The organism is Thermoflexus sp., from assembly GCF_025055495.1.
GTDB lineage: Bacteria > Chloroflexota > Anaerolineae > Thermoflexales > Thermoflexaceae > Thermoflexus.
This window is the reverse complement of record NZ_JANWXB010000011.1, coordinates 1-24,948: the sequence shown is the minus strand read 5'-3', so window position 1 is coordinate 24,948 and position 24,948 is coordinate 1. Positions and strand designations below refer to the sequence as shown.

The following is a 24,948-nucleotide window of genomic DNA, read 5'->3' as shown; positions in this document are numbered from 1 at the left end:
CATCCCTCCTGTCTGACGGTTGACATCCTCACCCAAGCCCCTCTGGGTATATACTTACTGCGATAAACGAATTGTGAGGAGCGTTCTCGGACCCTGCGGGGCCGATGGAGATTGCGACGGATGGAGGTTGACGATGGCTCGACCGATGGTTACGGTGGATGGGAACGAGGCCGCGGCGAACGTGGCCTATCAGCTCAGCGAGGTGATCGCCATCTACCCCATCACCCCTTCCTCGCCGATGGGCGAACTGGCCGATGAATGGGCGGCTAAAGGGCGTCCCAATATCTGGGGCACTGTGCCGAAGGTGATTGAGATGCAGAGCGAGGGTGGGGCGGCCGGCACCATTCACGGCGCCATCCAGACCGGCGCTCTGGCTACCACCTTCACAGCGTCCCAGGGCCTGCTCCTGATGATCCCCAACATGTATAAGATCGCTGGGGAACTCACCCCCCTGGTGATCCACGTGGCGGCCCGCACCATCGCCACCCATGCCCTCTCGATCTTCGGCGACCACAGCGATGTGATGGCCGCCCGGCAAACCGGATTCGCTCTACTGGCCTCGGGCTCTGTTCAGGAGGCTCAGGACCTGGCCCTCATCGCCCATGCGGCCACCCTGGAGGCACGGGTCCCCTTCCTTCACTTCTTCGACGGCTTCCGCACCTCGCACGAGGTCAACAAGATCGAACTGCTCACCCCGGACGATCTGCGGGCGATGATCGACGAGGAGTGGATCCGTGCGCACCGCGCCCGGGGGCTCTCGCCGGATCACCCGTTCATCCGGGGGACGGCCCATAACCCGGATACGTATTTCCAGGCGCGGGAGGCTGTGAACCCCTATTACCTGGCCTGCCCGACCATCGTCCAGAACGCCATGGATCGCCTCGCCCGCCTGGTGGGCCGCCAGTACCATCTCTTCGATTACGTGGGGGACCCGGAGGCGGAGCGGGTGATCGTGATCATGGGCTCAGGGGCGGAGGTGGTCCACGAGACAGTGGAATACCTCAACGCCCGCGGCGAACGGGTCGGCGTGGTGAAGGTCCGCCTCTACCGGCCGTTCTCGGTAGAACATTTCATTCGGGCGTTGCCCTCCACCGTGAAGGCGATCGCCGTCCTGGATCGCACGAAGGAGCCCGGGAGCGCCGGGGAGCCCCTCTATCTGGATGTGGTGACCGCAGTGGCGGAAGCCATGACCTCGGGCATCGCGCCTTTCCGGGCGATGCCGCGGATCATCGGCGGGCGCTACGGGCTCTCCTCCAAGGAGTTCACCCCAGCCATGGTCAAGGCGGTCTTCGACGAGCTGGCGAAGGACCGGCCGAAGAACCACTTCACGGTGGGCATCTATGACGATGTGACCCACACCAGCCTGGCGTTCGACCCGGATTTCTTCATCGAGAGCCCGGACACGGTGCGCGCGGTGTTTTACGGCCTGGGGGCCGACGGCACCGTGAGCGCCAACAAGAACTCCATCAAGATCATCGGCGACACAACGGATTACTACGCCCAGGGCTACTTCGTGTATGACTCCAAGAAATCCGGCTCGGTGACGGTCTCGCACCTGCGCTTCGGGCCGCGCCCGATCCGCTCCTCTTACCTGATCCGCCGCGCCAACTTCGTGGCCTGCCACCAGTTCCACTTCCTGGAGCGGATGGACGTGCTCCAGGCCGCCGAGCCCGGGGGCATCTTCCTGCTGAACAGCCCCTACGGCCCGGACGAGGTGTGGGATCATCTGCCCCGCTCGGTGCAGCAGGCCATCCTCGAGAAGAACCTGCGCTTCTATGTGATCGACGCCTACCGGATCGCCCGGGAGCACGGGCTGGGGCCGCGCATCAACACCATCCTGCAGACCTGCTTCTTCGCGCTCACCCCCATCCTGCCCATCGAGCGGGCGATCGCGGAGATCAAGGACGCCATCGTGAAGACCTACGGGAAGCGGGGTGAGGCCATCGTGGAGAAGAACTTCGCCGCTGTGGACGCCGCCCTCCAACACCTTCACGAGGTGAAAGTCCCCGGCCGTATCACCAGCACCTTCGACCGCCGCCCGCCGGTCCCGGCGGAGGCCCCGGAGTTTGTGCAGCGGCTAACCGCCCGCCTGATCGCCGGGGAGGGCGATCTCCTGCCGGTGAGCGCCTTCCCGCCGGATGGCACATGGCCCAGCGGCACCACGAAGTGGGAGAAGCGCAACATCGCCCAGGAGATCCCGGTCTGGGAGCCGGAGATCTGCATCCAGTGTGGCAAGTGCGTGATGGTCTGCCCCCACGCGGTGATCCGGGCGAAGGTCTACGATCCGGCGCTTCTCGCCGACGCGCCGCCCACCTTCCAGCATGCCCCCGCCCGCTGGCGGGAGTTTAAGGATATGGTCTACACCCTCCAGGTGGCCCCTGAGGACTGCACCGGGTGTGCCCTGTGTGTGGAGGTCTGCCCGGCCAAGGATAAGTCGGACGTGAGCCGCAAGGCCATCAATATGCGGCCGCAGGCGCCGCTGCGGGAGGCCGAGCGCCGGAACTGGGAGTTCTTCCTCCGGCTTCCCGAAGTGGACCGGCTGCGACTAAATGTCCATCAGGTCAAGGACGCGCAGCTATTGGAGCCGCTTTTTGAGTTCTCGGGTGCCTGCGCGGGTTGCGGGGAGACCCCTTACCTTTCCCTGCTCACCCGGCTGTTCGGCGACCGGCTGGTGATCGCCAACGCCACGGGATGCTCCTCGATTTACGGCGGCAACCTCCCTACCACGCCGTGGACCTATAACCAGGATGGGCGCGGGCCGGCGTGGTCTAACTCCCTCTTCGAGGACAACGCGGAGTTCGGCCTGGGGATGCGCTTGAGCCTGGACAAGCAGCGGGAATACGCCCAGGAGCTCCTGCGGCGGCTCAGCGTCCAGATCGGCGAGGCCCTGGCGGAGGAGATCCTGAACGCCGATCAGTCCACCGAGGAGGGGATCCGGGCCCAGCGGGAACGGGTGGGGTTGCTTAAGGCCCGCCTGCGGGAGCTGCCGGATTCGCCGGAGGTCCGGAGTCTGCTGGCTGTGGCGGACGCCCTGGTGCGCAAGAGCGTGTGGATCATCGGGGGTGATGGGTGGGCCTACGATATCGGCTACGGCGGCCTCGACCATGTGCTGGCCTCCGGCTACGATGTGAACATCCTGGTGCTGGACACCGAAGTGTATTCCAACACCGGCGGCCAGATGTCGAAGGCCACGCCGCGGGGGGCGGTGGCCAAGTTCGCCGCCGGCGGCAAGCGGGGCCCCAAGAAGGACCTCGCCCTGATGGCGATGACGTATGGCAACGTCTACGTGGCTCGGGTGGCCATGGGGGCCAATGACGCCCACACCCTCAAGGCTTTCCTGGAGGCCGACGCTTATGAGGGCCCGTCGCTGATCATCGCTTACAGCCACTGCATTGCTCACGGCTACGACATGCGCTACGGCATGGAGCAGCAGAAGCGGGCCGTGCTCACCGGCTACTGGCCGCTGATCCGCTACGACCCGCGGCGGCTGCGGGAGGGCCTTAACCCCCTTCAGATCGACTCCAAGCCGCCGAGCCTGCCGCTGTCCCAGTATATGTATAACGAGACGCGCTTCACAGTGCTGCTCCACAGCCGGCCGGAGATCGCAGAGGAGCTACTGGAGGAAGCCGAAGCCGACATCCGGTTCCGCTGGCGGATCTACGAGGCGCTGGCCGAGATGCAACTCAACGGACGGAGCGGCAACGGGCGCGGCGCATAGGGCGACCATGGGGACTGGGGCGATCCGATCGGCCCTACGTAGGGGCAACCCCGGGGGGTTGCCCCTACCAAACAACATGGCGCATCGCGCCTTTCGTAGGGGCAGGCCCCCGTGCCCGCCCGCAGAGGTAGATCCCTGTGTCTGCCCCATTCGGGCCATCACGGGGGGCAACCCCAGGGGGTCGCCCCTGCGCAAACCCGGCATCGGGTGCCATGCCCTTCGCCCCCGCGCTGGCCCGGCCCCGCACCGGATCCCCGGGCCTGCCGATATCGGGATGACCCTACTGGGAGGGCCTTCGCAATGATCGATCTGTCCACCGATTACATGGGCTTCCGCCTGAAAAACCCGCTGATCGCTTCCTCCTCCCCCATGACCGAGGATCTGGAGACGCTTCGCCGTCTGGAGGAGGCGGGGATCGCCGCAGTGGTGCTGCCCTCGCTGTTCGAAGAGCAGATCACCCGGGAGAGCGAGATACTCGACTACGGCCTCTCCTACGGCGAGGAGAGCTTCGCCGAGGCCCTGCGCTACTTCCCCGACCTCCAGGATTACAACATGGGACCTCAGGGTTACCTGGAGCATATCCGCCGGGTGAAGGCCAACCTCTCCATCCCGGTCATCGCCAGCCTGAACGGAGTCACCACGGGCGGATGGATCCGGTATGCCCGTCTGATGGAGGAAGCGGGAGCCGATGCTCTGGAGTTGAATCTCTACTACCTGCCCACCTCATCGGAGGAGACCAGCCAGGCCGTTGAGGAGGGATACATCCGACTGGTGCGGGACGTGACTTCCTCTGTGCGCATCCCGGTGGCCCTGAAGCTCAGCCCGTATTTCAGCTCCCTGCCCTATATGGCCCGGCGGTTCGAGGAGGCGGGAGCGAAAGCGCTGGTGCTGTTCAACCGGTTTTATCAACCGGATATCGATCTCGAAACCCTGGAAGTCGTGCCCAACCTGGTGCTCAGCTCCTCCCACGAACTTCGGGAGCGCCTGCGCTGGGTGGCGATCCTCCACCCCCAGGTGCGGCTGGATCTGGCGATCACGGGTGGAGTACACACGGCGGAGGATGTGCTGAAAGCGATGATGGTCGGCGCCAAGGCCGTCACCATGGCCTCTGTCCTGTTGCGCCGCGGCCCGGAGCACGTGCGGCAGCTCCTGGAGGACATCCGGCGCTGGATGGAGGAGCACGAATACGTCTCGATCCGGCAGATGCAGGGGAGCATGTCCCGCCAGCGGGTGGCCAACCCCGCCGCCTACGAACGGGCGAACTACATGCGGGTGCTGAGCTCCTTCGAATGGAAGATCGCCAGCAGGGGATAAAAGAGGAAGGGAATCGGGGGATTGGGTAGCCCTCGCAGCCCCTCCTGCTTCTTGTCCTCCATGCGTCCTGGCATCCAGGGCGCGTCCCTCCCCCAGGGGAGAAATCGACTTTTGGGGCCGGGGAGGCCGCCTTCGGCGGCCTCCCCGGCCCCAAAAAGCTCCTTCCCACGAATCCTCCAACAAGTCTGATCAGGCTCCCAGGAGCTCCCGCAAGCGCTCCGCCAGCACGCGGGCAACTTCCTCCGGGCTGCCCTCCAGCCGGATCCGCTTCCGCTCCCGAGAGGGAGCCTGGGCCAGACCCGAGACCCAGGTGGGCGATCCGGCTGTCCCGATGAAGGCCTCATCTGCCTCCAGGTCCGCCGCGTTCCACACTGTAACCCGCTCCGGAGCAAAGGCCCATGGCTTGAGCCGGTAATCCATAAAACGGGGCTCATTGCAACCGGTCTTGACCGAGATCACCGCCGGCAAGGGAACCTCCAGGATCTCATACCCGCCCGCTCGCTCCCGTCGCCCCCGCACCACCCGCCGCAATGGGTCCAGCTCGATCTGCCTCACCAAGGTGATCTGATTGAAATCCAGCCACTCCGCCAGACCGGGCGGCACCTGCCCGGTCGCCCCATCGGAGGACTCCTCCCCACAAAAGACCAGATCCACCGGGCCCAGCTTCTGGATCCCCCGGGCCAGCGTATATGTCGTGGCCAGGGTGTCTGCCCCGCCGAATTTGCGATCGCTGAGCAGGTAAATATGATCAGCCCCCATGGCGAGGCCCACCCGCAGATAGGGCTCGAAGAACGGAGGCCCCATCGAGACGATCGAGACCCGTCCGCCGAAACGATCCTTCAGCTGAAGGGCCATCTCCAGCGCGTTCATATCCGGCGGGTTGATCTCCGAACGGGCTCCTGCCCGATCCAGCCGCCGGGTCTCCGGATCCACCCGCACCTCCTCGGGCTTGGGCACCACCTTCATACAGACCACGAAATGCCATCCATGTCCATCCCGGCTCATCCCCAACGATTCCATTCTCTCCTCCCTTCGGCATGATGGATCTTTCTCTGTCGGGCGGCGGCTCCTTCCTTGCGAATTCGTGCATCCGCGCCCCATTTGCGGACGGCCCTACACGGCCACCCGTTCCGCCCGCAACGCCTCGATCAGGGCTGGGATCACCTGGAGGGCATCGCCCACCACGCCGTAATCCGCGAACTCGAAGATCGGCGCCTCCGGATCCGTGTTGATAGCGATCACCGTCCCGGCGTTCTGGATCCCCACCACGAACTGAAAGGCCCCGCTGGCGCCGCTCACGATAGCGACCTTCGGTCGGCACACCACACCGGTCTGGCCGACCTGCCGCTCCCGGCCGATGAAGCCCTCATCGACTGGGGGCCGGGTCGCCCCCACCTCCCCGCCCAGCAGCGCGGCCAGCTCCTGGAGCAGATCGAACCGACCGTGGATCCCTCGCCCCCCGACCACCAGCACCGGGGCCTGGGTGAGATCCACCCCCCGGCCGATGGCCCGCTCCACTACCCGGGTGCGGAGATCTTCCGGCCGCAGATCTCCTTCTATCGGGACCACCGCGCCGGTCCGCTCCGACGGGGGACGGGAGAGGGGAAAGACCCCTGGTCGCACAGTGGCCATCTGGGGGCGATGGTGAGGCATCGTGATCAGGGCGACGACCCCGCCGCCGAACCCGGTGACCTCTCCGATCAGCACGCCGCCCTGCTCCAGATCGAGCCGCAGATCCGTGCAGTCGGCCGTGAGCCCGGTCCGCAGTCGGACCGCCAGGCGCCCCGCCAGATCCCGCCCGTTGGGCGTGGCCCCACAGAGGAAAATGCTGGGGCGGCCCTGCAGGATCGCCTGGAAGGCCATAGCGGTATGGGTCTCCACCCGGAAGGGATCCAGCAACGGATGATCGGCCACCCAGACTTCATCGGCTCCCCAGGCGAAGGCCTGTTCCACCAGGGAATCCACCCGATGGCCCAACAGCAGGCCAGCCACCCGCCAGCCGGCTGCATCCGCCAGATCCCGCGCTTTGGAGAGCAACTCCAGCGAGACCCGCTCCAGGTTTCCTTCCTCATGCTCCAGGTAAATCCAGAGCGCTGGTTGCGCTTCATTCGGACCGTAGAGAGAGGCTGCCATGGTCCACCTCGTAGCGACGACTGAAGTCGTCCGCTTCGGGCTTAGCGCCAGGGGTCGGCCTTCGCCGACCCGTCTATGGAATGCCCAGGAAGAGCGACCCCCGGCGCAAACCACTCGAAAAGAGCGATTTCCAATCGCTGGAAACCAACCCCCAAGAAAGCCGACCCTCAGAGCCTACGGCCAGAGATCCGCCTGCACCGACCCATCTATGCGATACCCAGGAAGAGGGTCGGCACAGGCCGACCCCCGGCGCAAACCGCCCGAAAAGAGCGATTTCCAATCGCTGCTACACCGCCATCGCCGCGATCTCCGCCACATCCATCACCCTCACCCCCTGAATGCCCAATCCCTTCAGACTGTCCTCCAGGCAGGCCATACAGAAAGGGCAGGCGGTGACGATCACCTGGGCGCCGGTCTCCAGCGCTTCCTGGACCCGGAGATCGGCGAAGCGCTCCCCGGCCCGGGTCTCGAGCCACATCCGCCCGCCCCCGCCTCCACAGCAAAGGGCGTCCGGCCCGAAGTGAGCCATCTCCACCCGCTCCAGGCCCGGGATGGCATCCAGCACCCGACGCGGCGCCTCGTATTCACCGCTCCGTCGACCCAGGTAACACGGATCGTGATAGGTCACCCGTAAGGGGACCTCCCGCGAGAATCGGAGGCGGCCTTCTTCGAGCAAGCGGGCCAGATACTGAGTGTAGTGGTGGGGCCGGAATTCCGCCTCAAAGCGCGGGTAGTGGTTCTGGAACACCTCATAACAGTGAGGCGAAGTGGTGATCAGCTCCTTCACCCCCGCATCTGCAAACCGCTTCGCGTTGTTCTGGGCGATCTCATAAAAATAGGGACGATGCCCGAGGCTCTTCACCGCCTCCCCACAGCAGGGTTCATCGTTCCCCAGCGTGCCGAACTGGACGCCAGCCGCGCGGAGGAGCTGCACAATGGACCGGGCGACCTTCTGGGCCCGTCGATCGTAAGACGAAGTGCAGCCCACGTAATAGAGGATCTCGTGTTGCTCCGGATCGAACCGGGGGACCTCCAGATCGCGAGCCCATCGGATCCGGTAGGAGGGCGGCTGGAACCAGGGGTTGTTGTTCCAGTAAACTGACCAGAGCACGGAGGGCAGGCCCTTGGGGACGCGGCGCTGTTCCCAGGCGTATTCGCGAAGGCTTTGAAAGATCTCAGCGACCGGGACGCCACGAGGGCACAGGACCTCGCATTGGGCGCAGGCGGCGCACAGCCAGAGGCTCTCATCGCCATTCAGCACCCCGACCTGGACCCGCCGCATCATGGTCCGCACCGAAAACGGCTCATGGCGAACGAGCCCCCATGGGCAGGCGGCGGTGCAGACCCCGCACTGATAGCAGAGGGCCATCGCCCCCTGCGTCTCCTGGAACAGGCGTTCCCACAGGGCTTCATCCGGGGTGAGGACCATCAGCGCTTGCATCACTCGCCTCCCACTGTTTCAGCAGGCTGAGCGGCTCGCTCCGGAGCCGGGACCACTTCCCCACGCAGCTTGCGAACATAGCGGCGCACGACCTCATCCATCTCTTTCAGCTTCTCCGCGAACTCCTTGCCCTCCGCCGCCGAGATCCACCGCAACTGCAGCCGCTCCGGCTCGATTCCCATCCGCGTGAACTTCCGCTGCCAGTACTGGAACCGCTTCCATGTCTGGCGGTTGGCGTAGTTGTAATGGCAATCCGATCCGGTCTCCGTCAGCCGGCAACCGGTGACCAGGACAGCGCCCGCTCCCCTCTCAAAGGCGCGGGCGATGAAGTCCTCCTCGAACCGGCCAGAACACATCGTCCGGATGATCCGGGAGGAAGGCGGATACTGCCGCTTCTCGATCCCAGCCAGATCCGCTCCGGCGTAGGAGCACCAGTTGCAGGTAAAGACAATGCACTTCTCCTCGGGCCGCTCGGCCAGGGCCGCATCGATCTGAGCCAGGATCTGCTCCTTGGTGAAGAAAGGCATGGTGATGGCGTCCGCCGGGCACTCGGCGGCGCAAGTGCCGCAACCCATGCACGCGGCTTCCAGGATCCGCACCTTCCCCACCTTGACCGGCCCGGTGGCCTCAATAGCGTTGAAGGGGCAGACCTTCACACACCGCATGCACCCGATGCACTTCTCCAGATCCACCCGGGCGGTCAGCGGCTCCTTCTCGATCACGCCCCGGGCGAGCAGGGCGCCAGCTTTGGCAGCCGCTGCCAGCCCCTGCGCGATGGCCTCCCGGACATCCTTAGGACCTTGCGCCGTGCCCGCCAGGTAAATGCCCTGGACTGCGGTCTCCGCCGGCCCCAGCTTGGGATGCAACTCCATCAGGAAGCCATCTTCGCTGCGGGAGAGCCGGAGCTGCTCGGCCAGGCCATCCGCGGACGGCCGCAGGCCGATCACGAGGACCAGAAGATCCGTCGGAAGGCGGAGATAGGTTTGCAGGAGATGATCATAGAAGATCAAATGACCGTCCTCGAAGGTGATGGCCTCCTGAGGCGGCCGATCCGGGTCATAGCGGAAGAACTGGACGCCCTCCCGCATCGCCTGCTCGTAAAGCTCCTCGGCGTTGCGGCTGTAGGTGCGGATCTCCCGATAGAGCACCCGCACCTTCTTGCCCATGCGCCGCAAGCGCAGGGCCTGGCCGATCATGGAGGCGCAGCAATAGCGGGAGCACCCCATATTCCCCTGCCGGGAGCCCACGCAGCCCACAAAGGTGATCCGCTCCGCCTCCACCGTCCCGCGCCGAAGGAGATCCTCCAGCTCGAGATTGGTGATCACCCGGGGATCGGAGCCATAACCGAGCTCGGTGGGCGTATAAGGCTCCGCCCCGGTGGCCATCACCACGGCCCCTACCTGCAAGGTCGTGCCATCGCTGAGGCGCGCATGGAAATTCCCCACCACGCCGCCGATGGTTTCGATCTGCTTCCCCAGGTGCACCCGGACGCCGCTCTGAAGCAACTCCCGCTTTTTGGCCTCCACCAGCTCCCGGGCCCTCAGGCCGGAGGGCGAGAGCTCATCCAAGCGGTTCAGCAGCCCGCCCAGCTCGTGGCTGCGCTCCACCAGATGGGTCTCAAAGCCCTGGCGGGCCAGAGCGGTCGCCGCCGTCATCCCGGCGATCCCGCCGCCGATCACCAGCGCCCGCTGGGTCAGGGGGAGATGCGAAGGCTCCGCCGGCGTCAGGCGCCGGGCCTTCTCCACAGCCATCCAGACCATGTCCATCGCCTTGATGGTGGCTGCCTCTTTATCAGCCTTATGCACCCACGAGTCCAGGTTGCGGATGTTGGCCATTTCCAACAGATACGGATTGAGACCGGCCCGCTCGAGCGCCCCCCGGAAGATCACCTCATGGGTGCGGGGTGAGCATGCCGCCACCACCACCCGGTTGATCCGCTCCCGCCGGATCGCCTCTTCGATCTCCTTCTGAGTGTTCCCCGCGCAGGAGAACATCTGATGGGTGGCGTAAACCACATCGGGCAATGTCCTCGCGAACTCCACGACCCGCTGCACGTCCACCACGCCGGCGATGTTGCTGCCGCAGTGGCAGACGAACACGCCCACCCGCGGCGTCTCGATATCCTGGATCGGCTCGACCTTCAGGGGTTCCGGCCAGTGGCGGCGGGTCAGATGCCCCAGCGCCAGGGCGGCCGCGCCGCTTCCCTCCGAGACGCTGTCCGGGATGTCCTTCGGCCCGGTCACGCAACCCGCCGCGTAAATCCCCGGCCGGGTGGTCCGCACCAGGCCGCCCTCGCTCTCCAGCGCCCGGATGAAGCCATCCTCATCGAGCTCAATCCCCAGCCGCCGGGCCAGTTCCGCCAGGCCATCTGGGGGGGAGACGGCGGTGGCCAGGACCACCATATCGTAATCTTCGGAAACCCGGACGCCGCACTCGGTGTCCTCATAGACCACCCGGATCCGCCCATCTCCGTTGGGCCCGATGCGGGCCGGACGGCCCCGCACAAACCGCGCGCCCGCCTCCAGGGTCCGGGCCCAGAAGCCATCGAATCCCTTCCCGTAGGCCCGGATATCCATATAGAGGACCGTCACATGCGGGACGCCGTGGTCGATAGCTTGGTAGGCGTGCTTGATGGAATACATGCAGCAGATGCGGGAACAATGCCGGAAGAAGCGACGGTCCCGGGAGCCCACGCACAGGACGAACAGGATGTTATGGGGATGCTGACCGTTGGAGGGCCGCAGGATCTCGCCGCCCGTGGGGCCGGCCGAAGTGAGCAGGCGTTCGAACTCCAGCGCGGTCAGGATGTCCGGATGCGTTCCATATCCGAATTCCCGCAACAGGCGCGGGTCGATGCTCTCATAGCCCACGGCCACGATGATGGAACCCACGCGGCGGGTCAGGCGCCGCTCCGGAGGCATGAGGAAATCGATGGCCCCCGGCTGGCAGACCTGAACGCATCGGTGACACGGAAGGTAATGAGGCGGATCGTTCAGACAGTGCGCAACGTCGATGACATAGGCGCCGGGCACGGACTGAGGGATCGGGGTGTAAATGGCCTTGCGGGCCGCCATCCCGGCGTCGAACTCGTTGGGGAGGACCACCGGACAGACGCTCACACATTCCCCACAGCGGGTGCACTGGTCGGTCACAAAGCGGGCCCGCTGGCGGATCGTCACCTGGAAGTCCCCCGCGTGCCCCTCCACCCGTTCCACCTCCGCCAGGGTGAGCACCTCGATGTTCGGGTGGAGGCCGACCTCGGACATCTTGGGCGCCTCGATGCAGATGGAGCAGTCCAGCGTCGGGAAGTTTTTATCCAGGACGGCCATCTTCCCGCCAATGGTCGGCTCCCGCTCCACCAGCACCACCCGCGCGCCGGCGTTGGCCAGATCGAGCGCCGCCTGAATTCCTGCGATCCCTCCGCCGATGATGAGGACCGAATCGCTCATCGCCACAACTCCTCTGTGGAAATAGGCCCGGGGTTCCATGCGGGCACGGCACGCCGTCCCACTTGCCCAATCTTCGAATCCCCCTCCCTGCCCCAAAGGCCCTCCACTCATTCCACAACGAGTCCAGTGCCGGAGGGCCCCGCCGGGGACCGTTACCGCTTAAGAAAGCCCGCCGAGGGCGAGACCGCTGTCAGGGTTCCCGCATATTCATAGCCGGTCGCAAAGGCTTTCAGGTTGAGCGGCACCAGCCGGGGGGCCAGCGTGGTTTCGATCGCCTTCTCCACGGACTCCCGCTTCACCAGCCCGGAGACCGCCGTCAGGAACCCCAGGACCACCATATTGGCGACGATCCGTCGTCCCAGCTCCTCCGCCAGGCGGGTGGCCGGGATCCGGAGCGGCCGATCCTCCGGCCACGGATGGACCAGGTCCTCCTCGATGATGACCAGGGCATCCGGCTTGGCCGTGGGGCGGAACCGGGTGTAGGCCTCCTGGGAGAGGAGGACGAGAACGTCCGGCTCGAGGACGAAGGGGTAATCGATGGGTTCGTCGGAGACCACGACGTTGGAGCTGGAGGAGCCACCCCGCGCCTCCGGGCCGTAGGATTGAGTCATCACGGCCTCCAGGCCTTCGTAAACGGCGAAGGCCTTGCCGAGGATATACCCGGCCAGTACGACGCCCTGCCCCCCGAAGCCTGCGATCCGGATCTCCTTTCGCATTCCATCCTCCTGAGTCCGAGCCCACTGGCGCGAATTCCGAACGGGCGAAGCGACCCCGTTGCTGGATTAAAATCCCGTGTCCTTCGTGCCCTTTGTGGCTCTTTCGCTTATGAGCGCAGCCGCACCGGCTGGAAGACCTCCCGCTCCCGATCCACGAACCGCCCCACGTAGATGGGGCGCTCCTCCCGGAGATCCACCTCCAGCGCCTCCCATGGCATCTCATCGGGCACCCGGTAGACCAGGCGGCTGCGACGCCGGTAGATCCGCATCTCCTCCACCCCATCCTCAATGTCATTCGGCCGCCCGAAGCCCACGGGGCAAGGGGCCAACACCTCAACGAAAGTAAACCCTGGCTTCCGGAAGGAATACAGGATGTCTTCTTTGATCTGGCGGACATGGAGGGCCGTCCATCGGGATACGAAAACCGCCCCCGCGGCCGCCATGAGATAGGGGAGGTTAAACGGATGCTCCGGATTCCCATAGGGCGTGGTGGTGGTCTTGGCCCCCAGCGGCGTGGTGGGGCCGACCTGCCCGCCGGTCATGCCGTAGTTGAAGTTATTGATGCAGATGATCTTGATGTCCACATTGCGCCGAGCGGCGTGGATCAGATGGTTGCCCCCGATCGCCGCCAGATCCCCATCCCCACTGAACACCGTCACCATGAGTTCCGGCTTCGCCAGCTTCAGGCCGATGGCGAAGGGGACCGGACGCCCGTGGGTGGCGTGATAAGAGTCCAGGTTCATATAGCCCGGCACACGGGCCGTGCAGCCGATGCCGGAGACCACGACATGGCGCTCCACCGGGATGCCCGACTCCAGGATGGCCTGAGCGTAACAACGCATCACGATCCCGATGCCGCATCCCGGGCACCAGATGTGCGGCATCCGATCCCGACGGATCAGATCATCCAGCGGATGCTTTTCCGCCACCAACGCGTGTGCCATGGAACGCCACCTCCCGGATGGCCTGCAGAATGGGGTCCGGCGGGATCATCGCCCCGCCCGCGTGGAAAACCCCCTTCACCGGCTGGCAGACGTGCCGCTCGACTTCGCAGATCATCTGGCCCAGGTTCATCTCGGCGACGATGAAAACGTCCACCTGTCGGGCCAGCTCCCGCACCACATCCACGGGGAACGGCCAGAGGGAGATCAGCCGCAACAACCCGGCCGGGATCCCCATCCGGCGGGCGTCGGCCACGGCCCGGCGGGCCGAGCGGGCGGTGCATCCGTAAGAGATCACCGCGATCTTCGCGTCATCGAGCGCATAGGTGTCGTAGCGGATCATCTGCGAAGCGTTCCGCCGCACCTTTTCCACCAACCGGGTGACCAAGCGGTGATGGGCCTCCGCGGACATATCCGGGTAGCCCCGCTCGTCGTGGGTCAGGCCGGTGAAGTGCACCCGATAGCCTTCCCCGGCGTGCACGATGGGGGGGACCAGATCCTCATCCTCCACCAGGAAAGGCTTGAAGCCGTTGCCAGCCGGGTAGCGAGGACGTTTGCGCTCCCAGCGAGGGATCTGGTCCTCCGGTGGGATCACCACCCGTTCGACCATGTGGCCGACCACCTCATCGGCCATGACCATTACCGGGATGCGGAAGCGGTCGGCCACATTGAAGGCCAGGATGGTGAGATCGAACATCTCCTGAGGAGACCAGGGGGCATAGGCAGCGATCTCGTAATCCCCGTGGGAGCCCCAGCGGGCCTGCATGACGTCCCCCTGGCCGGGGAGGGTGGGAAGGCCGGTGGAGGGGGAACCGCGCTGGACATCCACGATCACACACGGGATCTCCATCATGACCGCCAGGCCCACGCTCTCCATCATCAGGCTGAAGCCCGGGCCGGAGGTTGCGGTCATCGCCCGGACGCCCGCCGCCGAAGCCCCGATCACCGCCACGATGCTGGCGATCTCATCCTCCATTTGAATGAACACCCCTCCGACCTCCGGAAAGCGCTGGGCGATCCGCTCCGCGATCTCGGTGGAAGGGGTGATGGGGTATCCGGCGAAGAACCGGCAGCCCGCCGCGATCGCCCCTTCCGCGCAGGCGTGGTCGCCGTGCATGAAATGCACGCCCGTCAACACCCCCCGGCCTTTCATGCGGAATCCACCTCGATGGTGAAGATGGCGAACTCGGGGCAAACCATCATGCAGAATTCGCAGTGGACGCAGGCGTTCTCTTTCCCGGGCGCGATTTCTGGATAGTGGTAACCTCGAGCGTTCATCTCGTGGGACATGCGGAGGACCTGCTGGGGGCAGAACTCCACACACATCTGGCAGCCTTTACAGCGGTCCGGGATGAGAAACACCTGGCCCCGCGGAATCCGAATCTGGGTCAGGTTCACCGGCTGCCGCGCATAGACCCGCATATACCGCTCCCAGAAGTTTAGAGTAACGGGCCAGCTTGTGACAGCGATGGGGCGTAATGGAAGCGACAAGGGCTTTAATTTATCTGTGCCCGATTGCCATGAACGAGGACAAGAAGGAGCGCCTTCGCTTCAGTTTCTACCTTAAAAAAATGATAACCCTGATTGTAGTAATTTTTATCAGCGAATCAGTGTGAACTCTGTCACAATAAGGGGGAGGTGAGGCGACTCCCAGTTGGGACTACAAGGAAGCCAGAGGCACGATGGTCAGAGGGTGCAAGTGGATGCACCTGCTGGTCAAGGCCCCCGGGGCACGAGCCCCGTGCGCGCCATCCTGGACCTGGCCGCCGATGTGCGGGTGCGGGGTTCCCGGCTGCCGGTGCTGTGGCGGCGGGATCGGGAAAAAGCCCGTGACCATCTGACGGTGCAGCTGGTGTAGGACAGTAGACAGTCGCCTTGAAGGTGACGGTCATCGATGCTTTGACCAGTTATGAAGTGGGGATGGAGCAAACCAGAGCCGGCCTGAGGATGGCCTCTCCCCCAAAAATCTTTGGGGGGGCGAGACTGGAGGCGCTTGGCCTCCAGTCCCACCCTCGCCCCTCATCAAAGACGGACAAAGCACTACTCCAGGATCAACCGCACCGTGAGGATCTCTTTCGGCCGAACTGGGATGATTAACCGGGAGCCGTCCGGCGAGAGGGGCTCCTGGGGAACCTCCATCAGGTCCGCCTGCCAGGCCGCCCGGATCGGGCGCCAGAACGTCAGGCGAACTTCGATCGGTTGTTCGGAGGCATTGTAGCCGCGGAGGATCCACCCCTCCCCTTCCTCCGGGGCCTTCACCGCCGTCAGCACGAAGGCGGCCGGCTCCACCTCGATGAACGGCCGCTCGACCGGCTTCCCCCGCCCGGCGACCGCCAGCGGCGGCGCCAGGAATCGATGGGCCTCCCGGATTGCCTCGTCGCGCTCCGTGAAGGGGATCAGGCTGTAGCGGAAGGTCCACCGCCCGATCATCTGGGCCGAGGGCGTGGGCTGCGGCGGCCCGGCATGCCCCCGTCGGGCCCGCAGATCGTCCCGCGACAGCCAACCCACGCACCGCAGCAGCGTCAGGATCAGTTCCACCTTGCCTTCCGCATCCCGGCGAGCTTCGACCTCCGGAAGGCCCGCGCTGGCCACCAGGAAGCCGCCGGTCGGATCTTCGACGAAGGCAAACCCCTGCTGCGGGGCCGTGGGGACCGGCTGTTCGATCCACGTCTCGTCCGGGACGGTCGGAAGGCCGACCGGGCGGGTGACCCAGTCGAACGCGCCCTCCGTGACCCAGGTCTCCGTCCGGAGGCCGGTCGGGAAAACCACGCGCAGGCGATGATCCATCGCCGCGTTCTCCACCGCCGTTTCGATGTCCACCCGGGGAACCCCGGGCCGAAGCCAAGCTCGCACGGTAACGGGCAGCGAGACCCTTTCCTCCGAGCGGCCTTTGCGATCCGGGTGCAGCCCGGCCGGGATCTCGTAGCGGAGCACCACTTCCAGGCACTGCCCAAAGGGCTCCTCCGCCCAGGCTCGCACCTGGGGCAGCTCCGCCGGCCGATCGATCCGCCGGTCTTCCCGAGGAGGCTCATGGTTGTAAACATCCCCCGCGTCGCCCTCGTCCTCCAGCCGGTTCAGGCCGGCCCAGCGCCGGCCGGTCCGCCGATCCTCCAGCTGGAACGTCCCATCCCGGGGATCCACTGTAAGCCGGAAGAACTCGTTCTCTACGGCTGGCTCCCCCAGGACCTGCGGGCGGATCCGCCAGGGTTCCCCCGGGAGAATCTGCAGCCGATACGCGTGAACGCCCACTCCTCGATGCTCCGGGGCCCGGAAGGCCCAGCGTGAGGCGCCTCCCATCGCGGCCGAGACCGTCCAGGGGGCGGAGATCGCCGGGTGGATCTCCTGCAGCCGGCGGCCGACCCGCACGATCGCCGAGATCATCGAATGATCCATATCGGCCGAAGCATCCGCCCACTCCGCCCAGATCCGCCGTTCCTCCAGGTCCACCCACACCCGCTTCGCCGCATAGCGGCCGATGTGAATCCACAGCATCCGCTGGAGGAACGCAGGCCATTCCTCCGGGTTCACGGTCCACTGCGCCCGGTCCCCGACTCCCGGCTCGACCTCGAAGAGCGGGATCTCCCGCCCCTCCTCGTCCAGCAGGCGATAGGTCAATCCCGGGGGAAGCGCGGGGAGCGTCACTTCGACCGGATCCCGGCTCGGCCCGGGAACGGGGGTATAGACCAGGAGGGTCTGCTCCAGAGAGGCGGGATCCGAAGCCAGCCACCTCGGGGGCGCCTCCGCCGCCTCTGGCTGCAGGAGACGCTCCAGCGCCTCGCGGCTCACCAGCCGGGCGATCTGCTCCGCATGGTCGAAGCGCGGCTTCATGTCCTCGTGGGCCTCATCCACGCCGGTGCCGCAGATCGAGTCGTGGAAATGGTTCTGGAGGAGGAGCCGCCAGGCCTCGAAAAGGAAGGGGCGCCGGTCCAGGCCGCAGATCCCATACGCGAAGGCCGTCAGCGGCTCCGCGTAGCACTCCAGCCAGGTCTGCGCAGCGGCGTTGCGCTGCTTGATCCACATCCGGGCTGAAAGCACGCCGGGGAGAACCGGATGGCGCTTGCTGGAGCGCAATTCCCCGCGGACCACCGGCAGGTTCTCCCGGTTCTCCCCCAGGGCAGACCGCACCGCGCGGACGTAGTCCTCCAGGGAAGCATGCCGCAGGCGCAAATCCGGCAGATTTCCCTGAGCAACCTGGAGCCAGCGCGAAAGCTGGGGATGGGGGAACAGGTGGTCGGTCCCGTTCATCAGCAACACCATGGGAACCGGGGTGTGCGGCGCCAGGGAGAGGGCCTGGGCCTTCAGATACACCGCCAGCGCCTCCGCGTCCTCGGGGACCCATGCCGCATTGCCGTAGCCGTCCCGCAGATACACCGTCAACACCCGCGTTCCGTCCGGCGCCTCCCACTGGAGCAGGGTCGGTTGATCGTCGAGGCCGCGCTGGAAGACCGCCGCCTCGATCCCGAACCCCCTCAGGATCTGCGGCAGCTGTCCCACGTGGCCGAAGGGATCCGGCGTGTAGCCGATGGGCATCCAGCCCCCGAACCGCCGGGCGATCCGGATCCCGAGGAGGAGGTTGCGGAGGAGCGCCTCGCCGCTCACCAGGAACTCGTCGGGCAGGATATACCAGGGGCCGATCCACAGCCGCCCTTCCGCCACCGCCTTTCGGATCCGGGGCTCCAGATCCGGACGGATGGCCAGCACGTCTTCCAGGATCACCGACTGGCCATCCAGCAGGAACCCGGCGAAGGCGGGATCCCCCTCAATGGTCTCCAGGACCTGCTCCATAAGCTGGACCAGGCGATAGCGGAAGGCCTGGAAAGGACGATACCACTCGCGATCCCAGTGGGTGTGGGTGACGATGAAGGCCTCAAGGGTCATCGATGCCTCCGGTCTGATGAAGCGGATAGGAGGAAGGAAGGCTGGAACTTCGCCTGGGCTTTGTTCATATCGCCATCCCATTCGTGGATTCGTGCCCCCATTCGTGGACAGCCCGCCCCCAGATGGGGTTGGTCATCGCAACCATCGGCAAATCCTCCGGCTTCTCCCCCAGGAAATGGCGCACCCCCCGAAGCTCCGCCCGGATGTATCCGTGCGTTTCCAGGTCAAGCTCTGCCGTCCATTCGAAGGGCGAGCGATCGATGGGGAGAAAGGCCAGCTCGCCGAACCGGGTCATGAGCCGCAGATGCAGGCCCTTCCCTTCGAGCACCCTGCACCGGATGCGGACCGGGCCGGGCAGCGCCTCATCGCCGATCCCCCAGGATTGATCCCTCTGCTCCGCCATCAACTCGATCCACGGCGCGTCCACATCGGCGGTGATCGCCACCCGGCCCGCCCGGATGGCCGAGAGGATCGCAGGGATCGTTCGCGCCTCCGCATAGACCCACGTAGTCGGATGGCCGACCTGATAAAAGGGCGTGCCCTCGCCGGGCCGGTCCTGATGCTTATCGCTTCCGCCGACGGCGGTCACGCGGCGCCCGGCCCGCAACAACCGATCCCAGAAGGCCAGCGATTCATGATTCCGCAACGGCCATGGCCCCTGCCACGCCTCCACCGCATCCACCGGGAGGTCCGCAGGGTATTCCCACGGCGGCCCATCGGTCTTGGGATGGTTGATGGAAACCAGGGCGCCCATGGCGTGGGCGGCCTCGATCACCGCTCGCATCTGTTCGGCCGTCCGGCACCGGAAATCCAGCCAGCGGGAAAGCCCCCAGACGTTCAGGTGGCCGTAGTAGGTGGTCACCTCCTCCCCGGGGATCAGGAGGAGATCCGGGCCGCTCCAGGCCTGGAGATAGGGGAAATGGCTCACCGTATTGTGTTCCGTCACCGCCAGGAAGTCCAGGCCCCGCTGCCGGGCGGCCGCCACCAGGTCCTCCAGGGACCCCGGCGCATCGCTGTGATGGCTGTGGCTCTGAAGATCCCCCCGCCACCACCGGGCTTCCCCGCCCCTGGAATACTCCACCTCTCCACGGGTTTCCGGAGGCGGTGGATGGGGCAGCGTTCCCTCCTCCTCTGAACCCTGCACGATCACGGCGCAGGGGCATCCCTGCGGCGCGATCCGGTAGAGGCCCAGGATCACGTGCCAACGGCCTGGGAGGATCGGGCCTGGCAGGTAACCTGGCGTCGCCGCCCGGGGCGTAAGGATCGCCTCCGACCGGGCGCTCCCGCTCCATCCCCGAAAACCCTCCGCCCGGAGGAAATCCGTTCCCCGTGGGTCGAACAGCCCCAGGTCGATGACGCAGGGGCTATCGGGGTGTCCCTGCCCCTCGAAGCGATAACGAACCTCCAGGCGGGCGAGGCCTGGAGGGACCTCAAAGGAGAGGAGGACATAGTCCGAAGCGGCCTTGTCCGCCGGCGTGAACCGGCCTTCCCAGTGGAGCAAAAGATGCATGGGATTCCCCCTCACAGCGCCAGTTCGCCGCTCTCCCGGAAAAACAGCGCCCTTTCGACGGGAATCCGCACCCAGACCTGCTCCCGCAGGACTGGAGGTTCGTCGACCGACAGGCGCAAGGAGATCCGGTCCGTATCCGTCTGGACGGTCACCAGCGTCTCGACTCCCAGGGGCTCGACGGCGTAGACACGGGCGGCAAGATGGGCGGGGCCGGGCCCTTCAGCCAGAGCGAGATGCTCGGGGCGGACGCCCAGCCAGAGCCGCTCGCCGTCGCGGAAGGCCCGGCGCAATGCCTCTCGCCGTTCGCCCGGGGCGATGATCTGTCCGTCCTCCAGCGCCAGCACGGCTTCTGCGGATCGGAAGCGGCAGCGAAGCAGATTCATTGGTGGGCTTCCAATGAAGGTGGCCACGAAGGTATTCCGGGGCCGCCGGTAGATCTCGAGGGGGATCACCCGGAGCCGCCACCCTCGATCCATCCCCCGATGCGGTCGGGCAGGGCCACAGCCCTTACCCGGTCGTGGGTCACATCGATGGTGGGGATGCCCAGGAGCTTTCGGAGGAGACCATACCCATGGGGCCTGCGCCATCCAACCGATCCTCCGCCTTACCTCCGTGTGTGGAAGAAGTTACTGAGGGAATGACCACCACGTTGAGAATCAGGGCGAGGTGGCCTTGTGGAACCTAGGGCGCCAAGTTGGGCCGATGGTCCAGGAATTCGGCGATCGCCCAGATTCAAGCCTGAATCTCCGGGATGATCTCCCCGCTATCGCGCAACGCCCGGGAGACCGTAGTATGGCTCACCCTCGCCGCCCGTGCAAGGCCCTTGGTTATCACACAAATGGCGCACGCATGCGCATCCATTTAGCCTGAATAGTAGTGCTCGTTTCTCCCGCGGGATTTTCTTGGGGTGCGGCCCGCCGAGGGCGGACCGCACCCCAAGAAAAAAATCGATTTCCTCTCTCTCCGTGCGGGAGCGAGGGGAAAGGGGATGAGAGCGGGGAGCCATGAGCTCTCCCAAAGCCCTGGCTTCACCGCCACGATTCAGAGAGACCACCCAGCCAGCTGGCAGTGGGGTCTCCTGTCCATCCAGGAGCAGAGCGAACGCCATCCTTCCGACAAGCTTGGCGTCTCATCGACGTCGAACCCATTCGATGGCCCAGATGGCGCCGGGGCGCAGATACATGCTGGCCCGGAAGTCGCCGCGCTCATCCCACGCCTCCGGGGTGCGGAACCAGTAGCCTTTCTCCTCATAGGTCACATGATACGCGCCCCAAGCCGTTCGCCACGCTTCCTCCTCCATCCCCCGCGCCAGCATCGCTGAGGCCAGCGCGTAGGTCACCCCCACCCATACCTCGGCGGACTGATTGCTGCAGCGGTCCACGGTCCCATCGGGCCGCATTCCGTTCACCGCCCCCCTCCGGCCCTCCGCAAAGCGACGGACGTTGTAATCGTAGATCGTTCGGAACGCCTGCAGGATGTGCGGCTCCGGGACGATAGGGGGAAGCCCGGTGAGATCGGCATACCACTGGCCCGCGAGCTGATCCGCCATGATGCTGTCCCGATGCGGGCTGAGCGCATCATACCGGTAATACTGGCCGTTCCAGAGCAGCGCCTCGAAGGATTCGCGGGCCCGTCGAAGCCAGTCCTCATATCGCGATCGGGCCTCGGGATCTCCGACCAGATCCGCCATCCGGATGGCAGCCTCCAGCGCCGCCAGCCAGAGGCCGCCGCAGTAAGCGCTAGGCCCTCGCATCGGCCAGGTGTCATACGTTTGATCCGGAAGCCCCTCGTTCTCCGGCAACCCGTCCGCATCCCGGTCGAAGAGCTTCAGGTATTCCAGCGCCATCCGAACGGCCGGCCACCCGGACTCCACCAGCTCTCGATCGCCGGTGAACACATAATCCCGATAGAGCAGCAGGACAAATTTGCTGTTCAAGTCCTTCCAGATGTTCGGATCCTGGAAACGATAAGCGTTCGGCATACGCCACGGGGCCTCCAGCGGAGATCCCAGATCGTGGGGCAACGCGCCGGGGAGCTTGCGGGGCGCCTGGCCCCCGTTCGCTTCGATGGTTCTCAGCGTCAGATCCGCCTGGGGAACGGTGGCGATGAAATCCCGCATCACTGCTTTCTCCAGCTCCGGCCAGAGCATCAACAGCGGGAACGAGCCGTAGAAGCGGACATCCAGGGTCTCGTAGAATGGATAATCATAGCACTCGATCTGGGCGAAACGGCCGATCCCCTCCGGATCCGCCGGATCCACCACCCACGCCGTCGCCCCGTCGGCGATGAAATACAGTTCGTTGAACAGGGCCGTCAGATACCAATCCGGGACCGTGGGATCCGACAGGATGGGTCGTTGCCAGGCCTGGATCCCCTCCCGCCAAGCCGGGTATCGCTCCAGAGCCTCCCGGACGATCTCCCAGGCATTTCGGCCCGAACGCCCAAAGAAAACCGTGTGGCGACGATACCAGCGATCTCCCGCTCCGAACTCCACGATCGGCAGATCCCAGGCCAGGGCCATGGGCACCACGCGTTTCTCGCCCGGCGCCAGCCGGAAGGTGGCGGCCAGCCCCGCCCCGGCCCGCTCGCCTTCGGGAGGGGAGATCGCTCCGGCATCGCTCTCGAGACGGCCGTCCGCGGCGAAATCCTCCCAGATCTCCGCCCCATCGCCCTCTGCGGGAAACCAGGTTCGATAGGTGACCTCCACGCCGGGCACCTCCAGCGCGGCCAGGGCCCAGGACCCATCCCAGGGCTCCTGCGCCGGCCCTTCCCCGCCCATCATCTCCACCCCGATCATCCGGCCGCTGGCGAGCGCTTCCGCCCGGGAACGATGGATCCCTCCGCCTGGAACCCGGTGATCCCATCCGAATCCGAGGAGATTCTGCCAGGTGAACAGAATCCCCACTCGGAGAGGTTCAGAGGTGGGGTTCTCGATGAACCATAAAAACACCGCCACCGGGTAGCTGCTCTCCCGATAGTTGTGGGGGATCACCGGGGAGAACTGCTCCACTGCCAGGCGCACCGGGAGACGTTCCCACTCATAAACAAACCAGGAACGAGGATAGAGGGCGGCGTAGAAGCCGGCACCGACCGGATACCGCCATGGCCATGCGGCCAGCTCCCGGGACGGCGCCTCCGTCCATAGGGCCTGGGATAGGCGCCCGCTCTGATCTTCCACGAAGATCGAAAACATGCACGCCGGCAGCGGCTCGTAGCGGTGACGACCAGGGTCCAGATGCCAGCGGGCGAAATCCCCTCGATAGGTCCGGCCGATGGTCCCGGCCCCGATTCCCCCTAACGGAACACCCTGCCAGTAACCGTCATCGATGCTGACGTGGGGCTCCGGGAGAGAGCGGCCGGGATTCTCCAGCGGCAGGCCGATAGGGCGACGCCACGCACCACGCGGGATTTCCAGCGCGATCGAAGCCATATTCGCCTCCGGACGAATGGGCTGAAGGCTGTGTGGAAGTCATGGGCTGGGGCGCTGCCCGGGTTGGCTTACATGGCTCAATCCCATCCCGAAAGGGACGCGCCGCGGGGCTCGAGCGCGCCCCGCTCCTGCAGCGCTCCACAGGAAGCACGGATCACCAGCTCGGTGGGCAAAACCACCTGTTGGGGCTCTCGAGCGCCCTCCTCCAGCTGGCTCAGGAGCAGCCGGACGGCGATGCGGCCCAGCTCATAGATCGGCTGGCGCACGGTGGTCAGGGGCGGATCGGTGAACCGGGCCAGCTCCACGTCGTCATAGCCCACGATGGCGATATCCTCGGGGATCCGCAGGCCGGCCTCCCGGATGGCCTTCATGGCGCCCACGGCCATCAGATCGCTGGCGGCGAACACCGCGTCGGGGCGGGCGGACAGCAGACGGCGCATCGCCACGTAGCCTCCGATCTCCGTGAAATCGCCCTCCGCGATCCATTCGGGGGGCGGGTCGATCCCCCACGCCCGAAGGGCGGCGCGATAGCCCTCCAAGCGATCGATGCCTGGGGCTCGGGTCTGGGGGCCAGCGATGGTGGCGATCCGGCGCCGGCCTAGGCGCAATAGGTGATCCGTCGCCATCCGCCCACCTCCCACGTTATCCACGTCCACATAGCTGACCCCCGGCTCCTGGGGATAGCGGCCGACGCTGATCACCGGGAGGCCTTCCTGGTAGGCCTGGCGGATCAGCGGGTCAGTGATCTGAGCGGAGATCACGATGATCCCATCCACCAGACGGCCCCGGAGGGCCCGCTGGTAGAAATCCTCCTCCTGCTGGGGGGAGAGCAGGGAGAGCATCAGATGATAGCTGCGCTCCGTCAGCGCGTCGGAGATCCCCCGCAACACAGCGGGGAAATAGGGATCGCTGAAGAACTTGGGCAACGCTTCAGGGATCACCACCCCCACGATCCGGCTGCGTCGGGTGGCCAGGTTACGGGCGGCCGCGTGCGGTTGATATCCCACCTCCCGAATGATCCGCCATACCCGCTCCCGCACCTCCGGTCGCACGCTCGGGTGGTGGTTGATCACCCGGGATACCGTGGATCGGGATACCCCTGCCAGTCGGGCGATCTCTTCTAAGGTATAGCCCATTCCCTCCTCCTATGAGAGCGCTCCCAAAATAAACGTCCTGTTCCCCTTGACAAGCCCTAGGAGTGCCGCAATCCGTAGATTCCATCTATTATGATTTTTTAATTAAAAACCGAAACTAAGAACCAAATCTCCCGCGCTCAACAGCCTAATCTTATCTTGATCAGCCTTACTTGTCAAGGAATGCCGGAGGATATTCCTGAATGGATTCAGAACCTCTCCAGGGGAGCCCTTGACAGAATAGACGTTCTATGCTATAGATTATTTGGGAGCGCTCCCAAATCA

At 65.5% G+C, this 24,948-nt stretch carries 15 protein-coding genes; 2 read left to right on the top strand and 13 right to left on the bottom strand.

From position 1 onward, the window contains the following. Positions 1-133 precede the first annotated feature (133 nt). Entirely contained in the window at positions 134-3,718 is a 3,585-nt protein-coding gene (nifJ, locus tag NZM16_RS00350) for a pyruvate:ferredoxin (flavodoxin) oxidoreductase (protein ID WP_295477714.1), read from the top strand. Between the two features lie 300 nt (positions 3,719-4,018). Then, on the top strand, positions 4,019-5,032 hold the full coding sequence (locus tag NZM16_RS00345; RefSeq protein ID WP_295450769.1) for a dihydroorotate dehydrogenase-like protein: 1,014 nt from the start codon (positions 4,019-4,021) through the stop codon (positions 5,030-5,032). A gap of 189 nt (positions 5,033-5,221) precedes the next feature. Here the strand turns inward: NZM16_RS00345 and NZM16_RS00340 are convergent, their stop codons facing one another. The 13 genes from NZM16_RS00340 to NZM16_RS00280 form a co-directional block, all read right to left on the bottom strand. Beyond that, complete coding sequence (locus NZM16_RS00340) at positions 5,222-6,052, bottom strand: electron transfer flavoprotein subunit beta/FixA family protein (RefSeq protein WP_295477711.1); 831 nt, start codon at positions 6,050-6,052, stop codon at positions 5,222-5,224. A 93-nt stretch (positions 6,053-6,145) separates the two neighbouring features. After that, positions 6,146-7,165, bottom strand: coding sequence for an electron transfer flavoprotein subunit alpha/FixB family protein (locus NZM16_RS00335; protein WP_295450775.1), 1,020 nt, complete (start codon positions 7,163-7,165; stop codon positions 6,146-6,148). 286 nt (positions 7,166-7,451) lie between these two features. After that, complete coding sequence (locus tag NZM16_RS00330; RefSeq protein ID WP_295450779.1) at positions 7,452-8,606, bottom strand: (Fe-S)-binding protein; 1,155 nt, start codon at positions 8,604-8,606, stop codon at positions 7,452-7,454. After that, positions 8,606-12,055, bottom strand: coding sequence for an FAD-dependent oxidoreductase (locus NZM16_RS00325; protein WP_295450782.1), 3,450 nt, complete (start codon positions 12,053-12,055; stop codon positions 8,606-8,608). Before NZM16_RS00325 ends, NZM16_RS00330 begins: the two co-directional genes overlap by 1 nt. A 152-nt stretch (positions 12,056-12,207) precedes the next feature. Beyond that, positions 12,208-12,771 (bottom strand): 2-oxoacid:acceptor oxidoreductase family protein, encoded by a 564-nt coding sequence (locus tag NZM16_RS00320; RefSeq protein WP_295450784.1) that lies wholly within the window; start codon positions 12,769-12,771, stop codon positions 12,208-12,210. 107 nt (positions 12,772-12,878) lie between these two features. Then, positions 12,879-13,715 carry a thiamine pyrophosphate-dependent enzyme gene (locus tag NZM16_RS00315; RefSeq protein ID WP_295450787.1) on the bottom strand — a complete coding sequence of 279 codons (837 nt, stop codon included), beginning with the start codon at positions 13,713-13,715 and terminating at the stop codon, positions 12,879-12,881. Beyond that, on the bottom strand, positions 13,675-14,865 hold the full coding sequence (locus tag NZM16_RS00310; RefSeq protein ID WP_295450789.1) for a 2-oxoacid:acceptor oxidoreductase subunit alpha: 1,191 nt from the start codon (positions 14,863-14,865) through the stop codon (positions 13,675-13,677). Before NZM16_RS00310 ends, NZM16_RS00315 begins: the two co-directional genes overlap by 41 nt. Then, positions 14,862-15,134 (bottom strand): ferredoxin family protein, encoded by a 273-nt coding sequence (locus NZM16_RS00305; RefSeq protein WP_295450792.1) that lies wholly within the window; start codon positions 15,132-15,134, stop codon positions 14,862-14,864. The genes NZM16_RS00310 and NZM16_RS00305 overlap by 4 nt, the downstream gene beginning before the upstream one ends. Positions 15,135-15,752: 618 nt before the next feature. Further along, on the bottom strand, positions 15,753-18,590 hold the full coding sequence (locus NZM16_RS00300; RefSeq protein ID WP_295477708.1) for a glycosyl hydrolase-related protein: 2,838 nt from the start codon (positions 18,588-18,590) through the stop codon (positions 15,753-15,755). Between the two features lie 64 nt (positions 18,591-18,654). Beyond that, a complete protein-coding gene (locus NZM16_RS00295; RefSeq protein ID WP_295450796.1) occupies positions 18,655-20,100 on the bottom strand; it encodes a CehA/McbA family metallohydrolase in 1,446 nt (481 codons plus the stop codon). Positions 20,101-20,111: 11 nt separating this feature from the next. After that, positions 20,112-20,576, bottom strand: a complete 465-nt coding sequence (locus NZM16_RS00290; protein ID WP_295477705.1) for a TOBE domain-containing protein — start codon at positions 20,574-20,576, stop codon at positions 20,112-20,114. A gap of 653 nt (positions 20,577-21,229) precedes the next feature. Then, positions 21,230-23,530 carry a non-lysosomal glucosylceramidase gene (locus NZM16_RS00285; RefSeq protein WP_295477701.1) on the bottom strand — a complete coding sequence of 767 codons (2,301 nt, stop codon included), beginning with the start codon at positions 23,528-23,530 and terminating at the stop codon, positions 21,230-21,232. 77 nt (positions 23,531-23,607) lie between these two features. After that, positions 23,608-24,666 (bottom strand): LacI family DNA-binding transcriptional regulator, encoded by a 1,059-nt coding sequence (locus NZM16_RS00280; protein ID WP_295477699.1) that lies wholly within the window; start codon positions 24,664-24,666, stop codon positions 23,608-23,610. Positions 24,667-24,948: the final 282 nt, after the last annotated feature.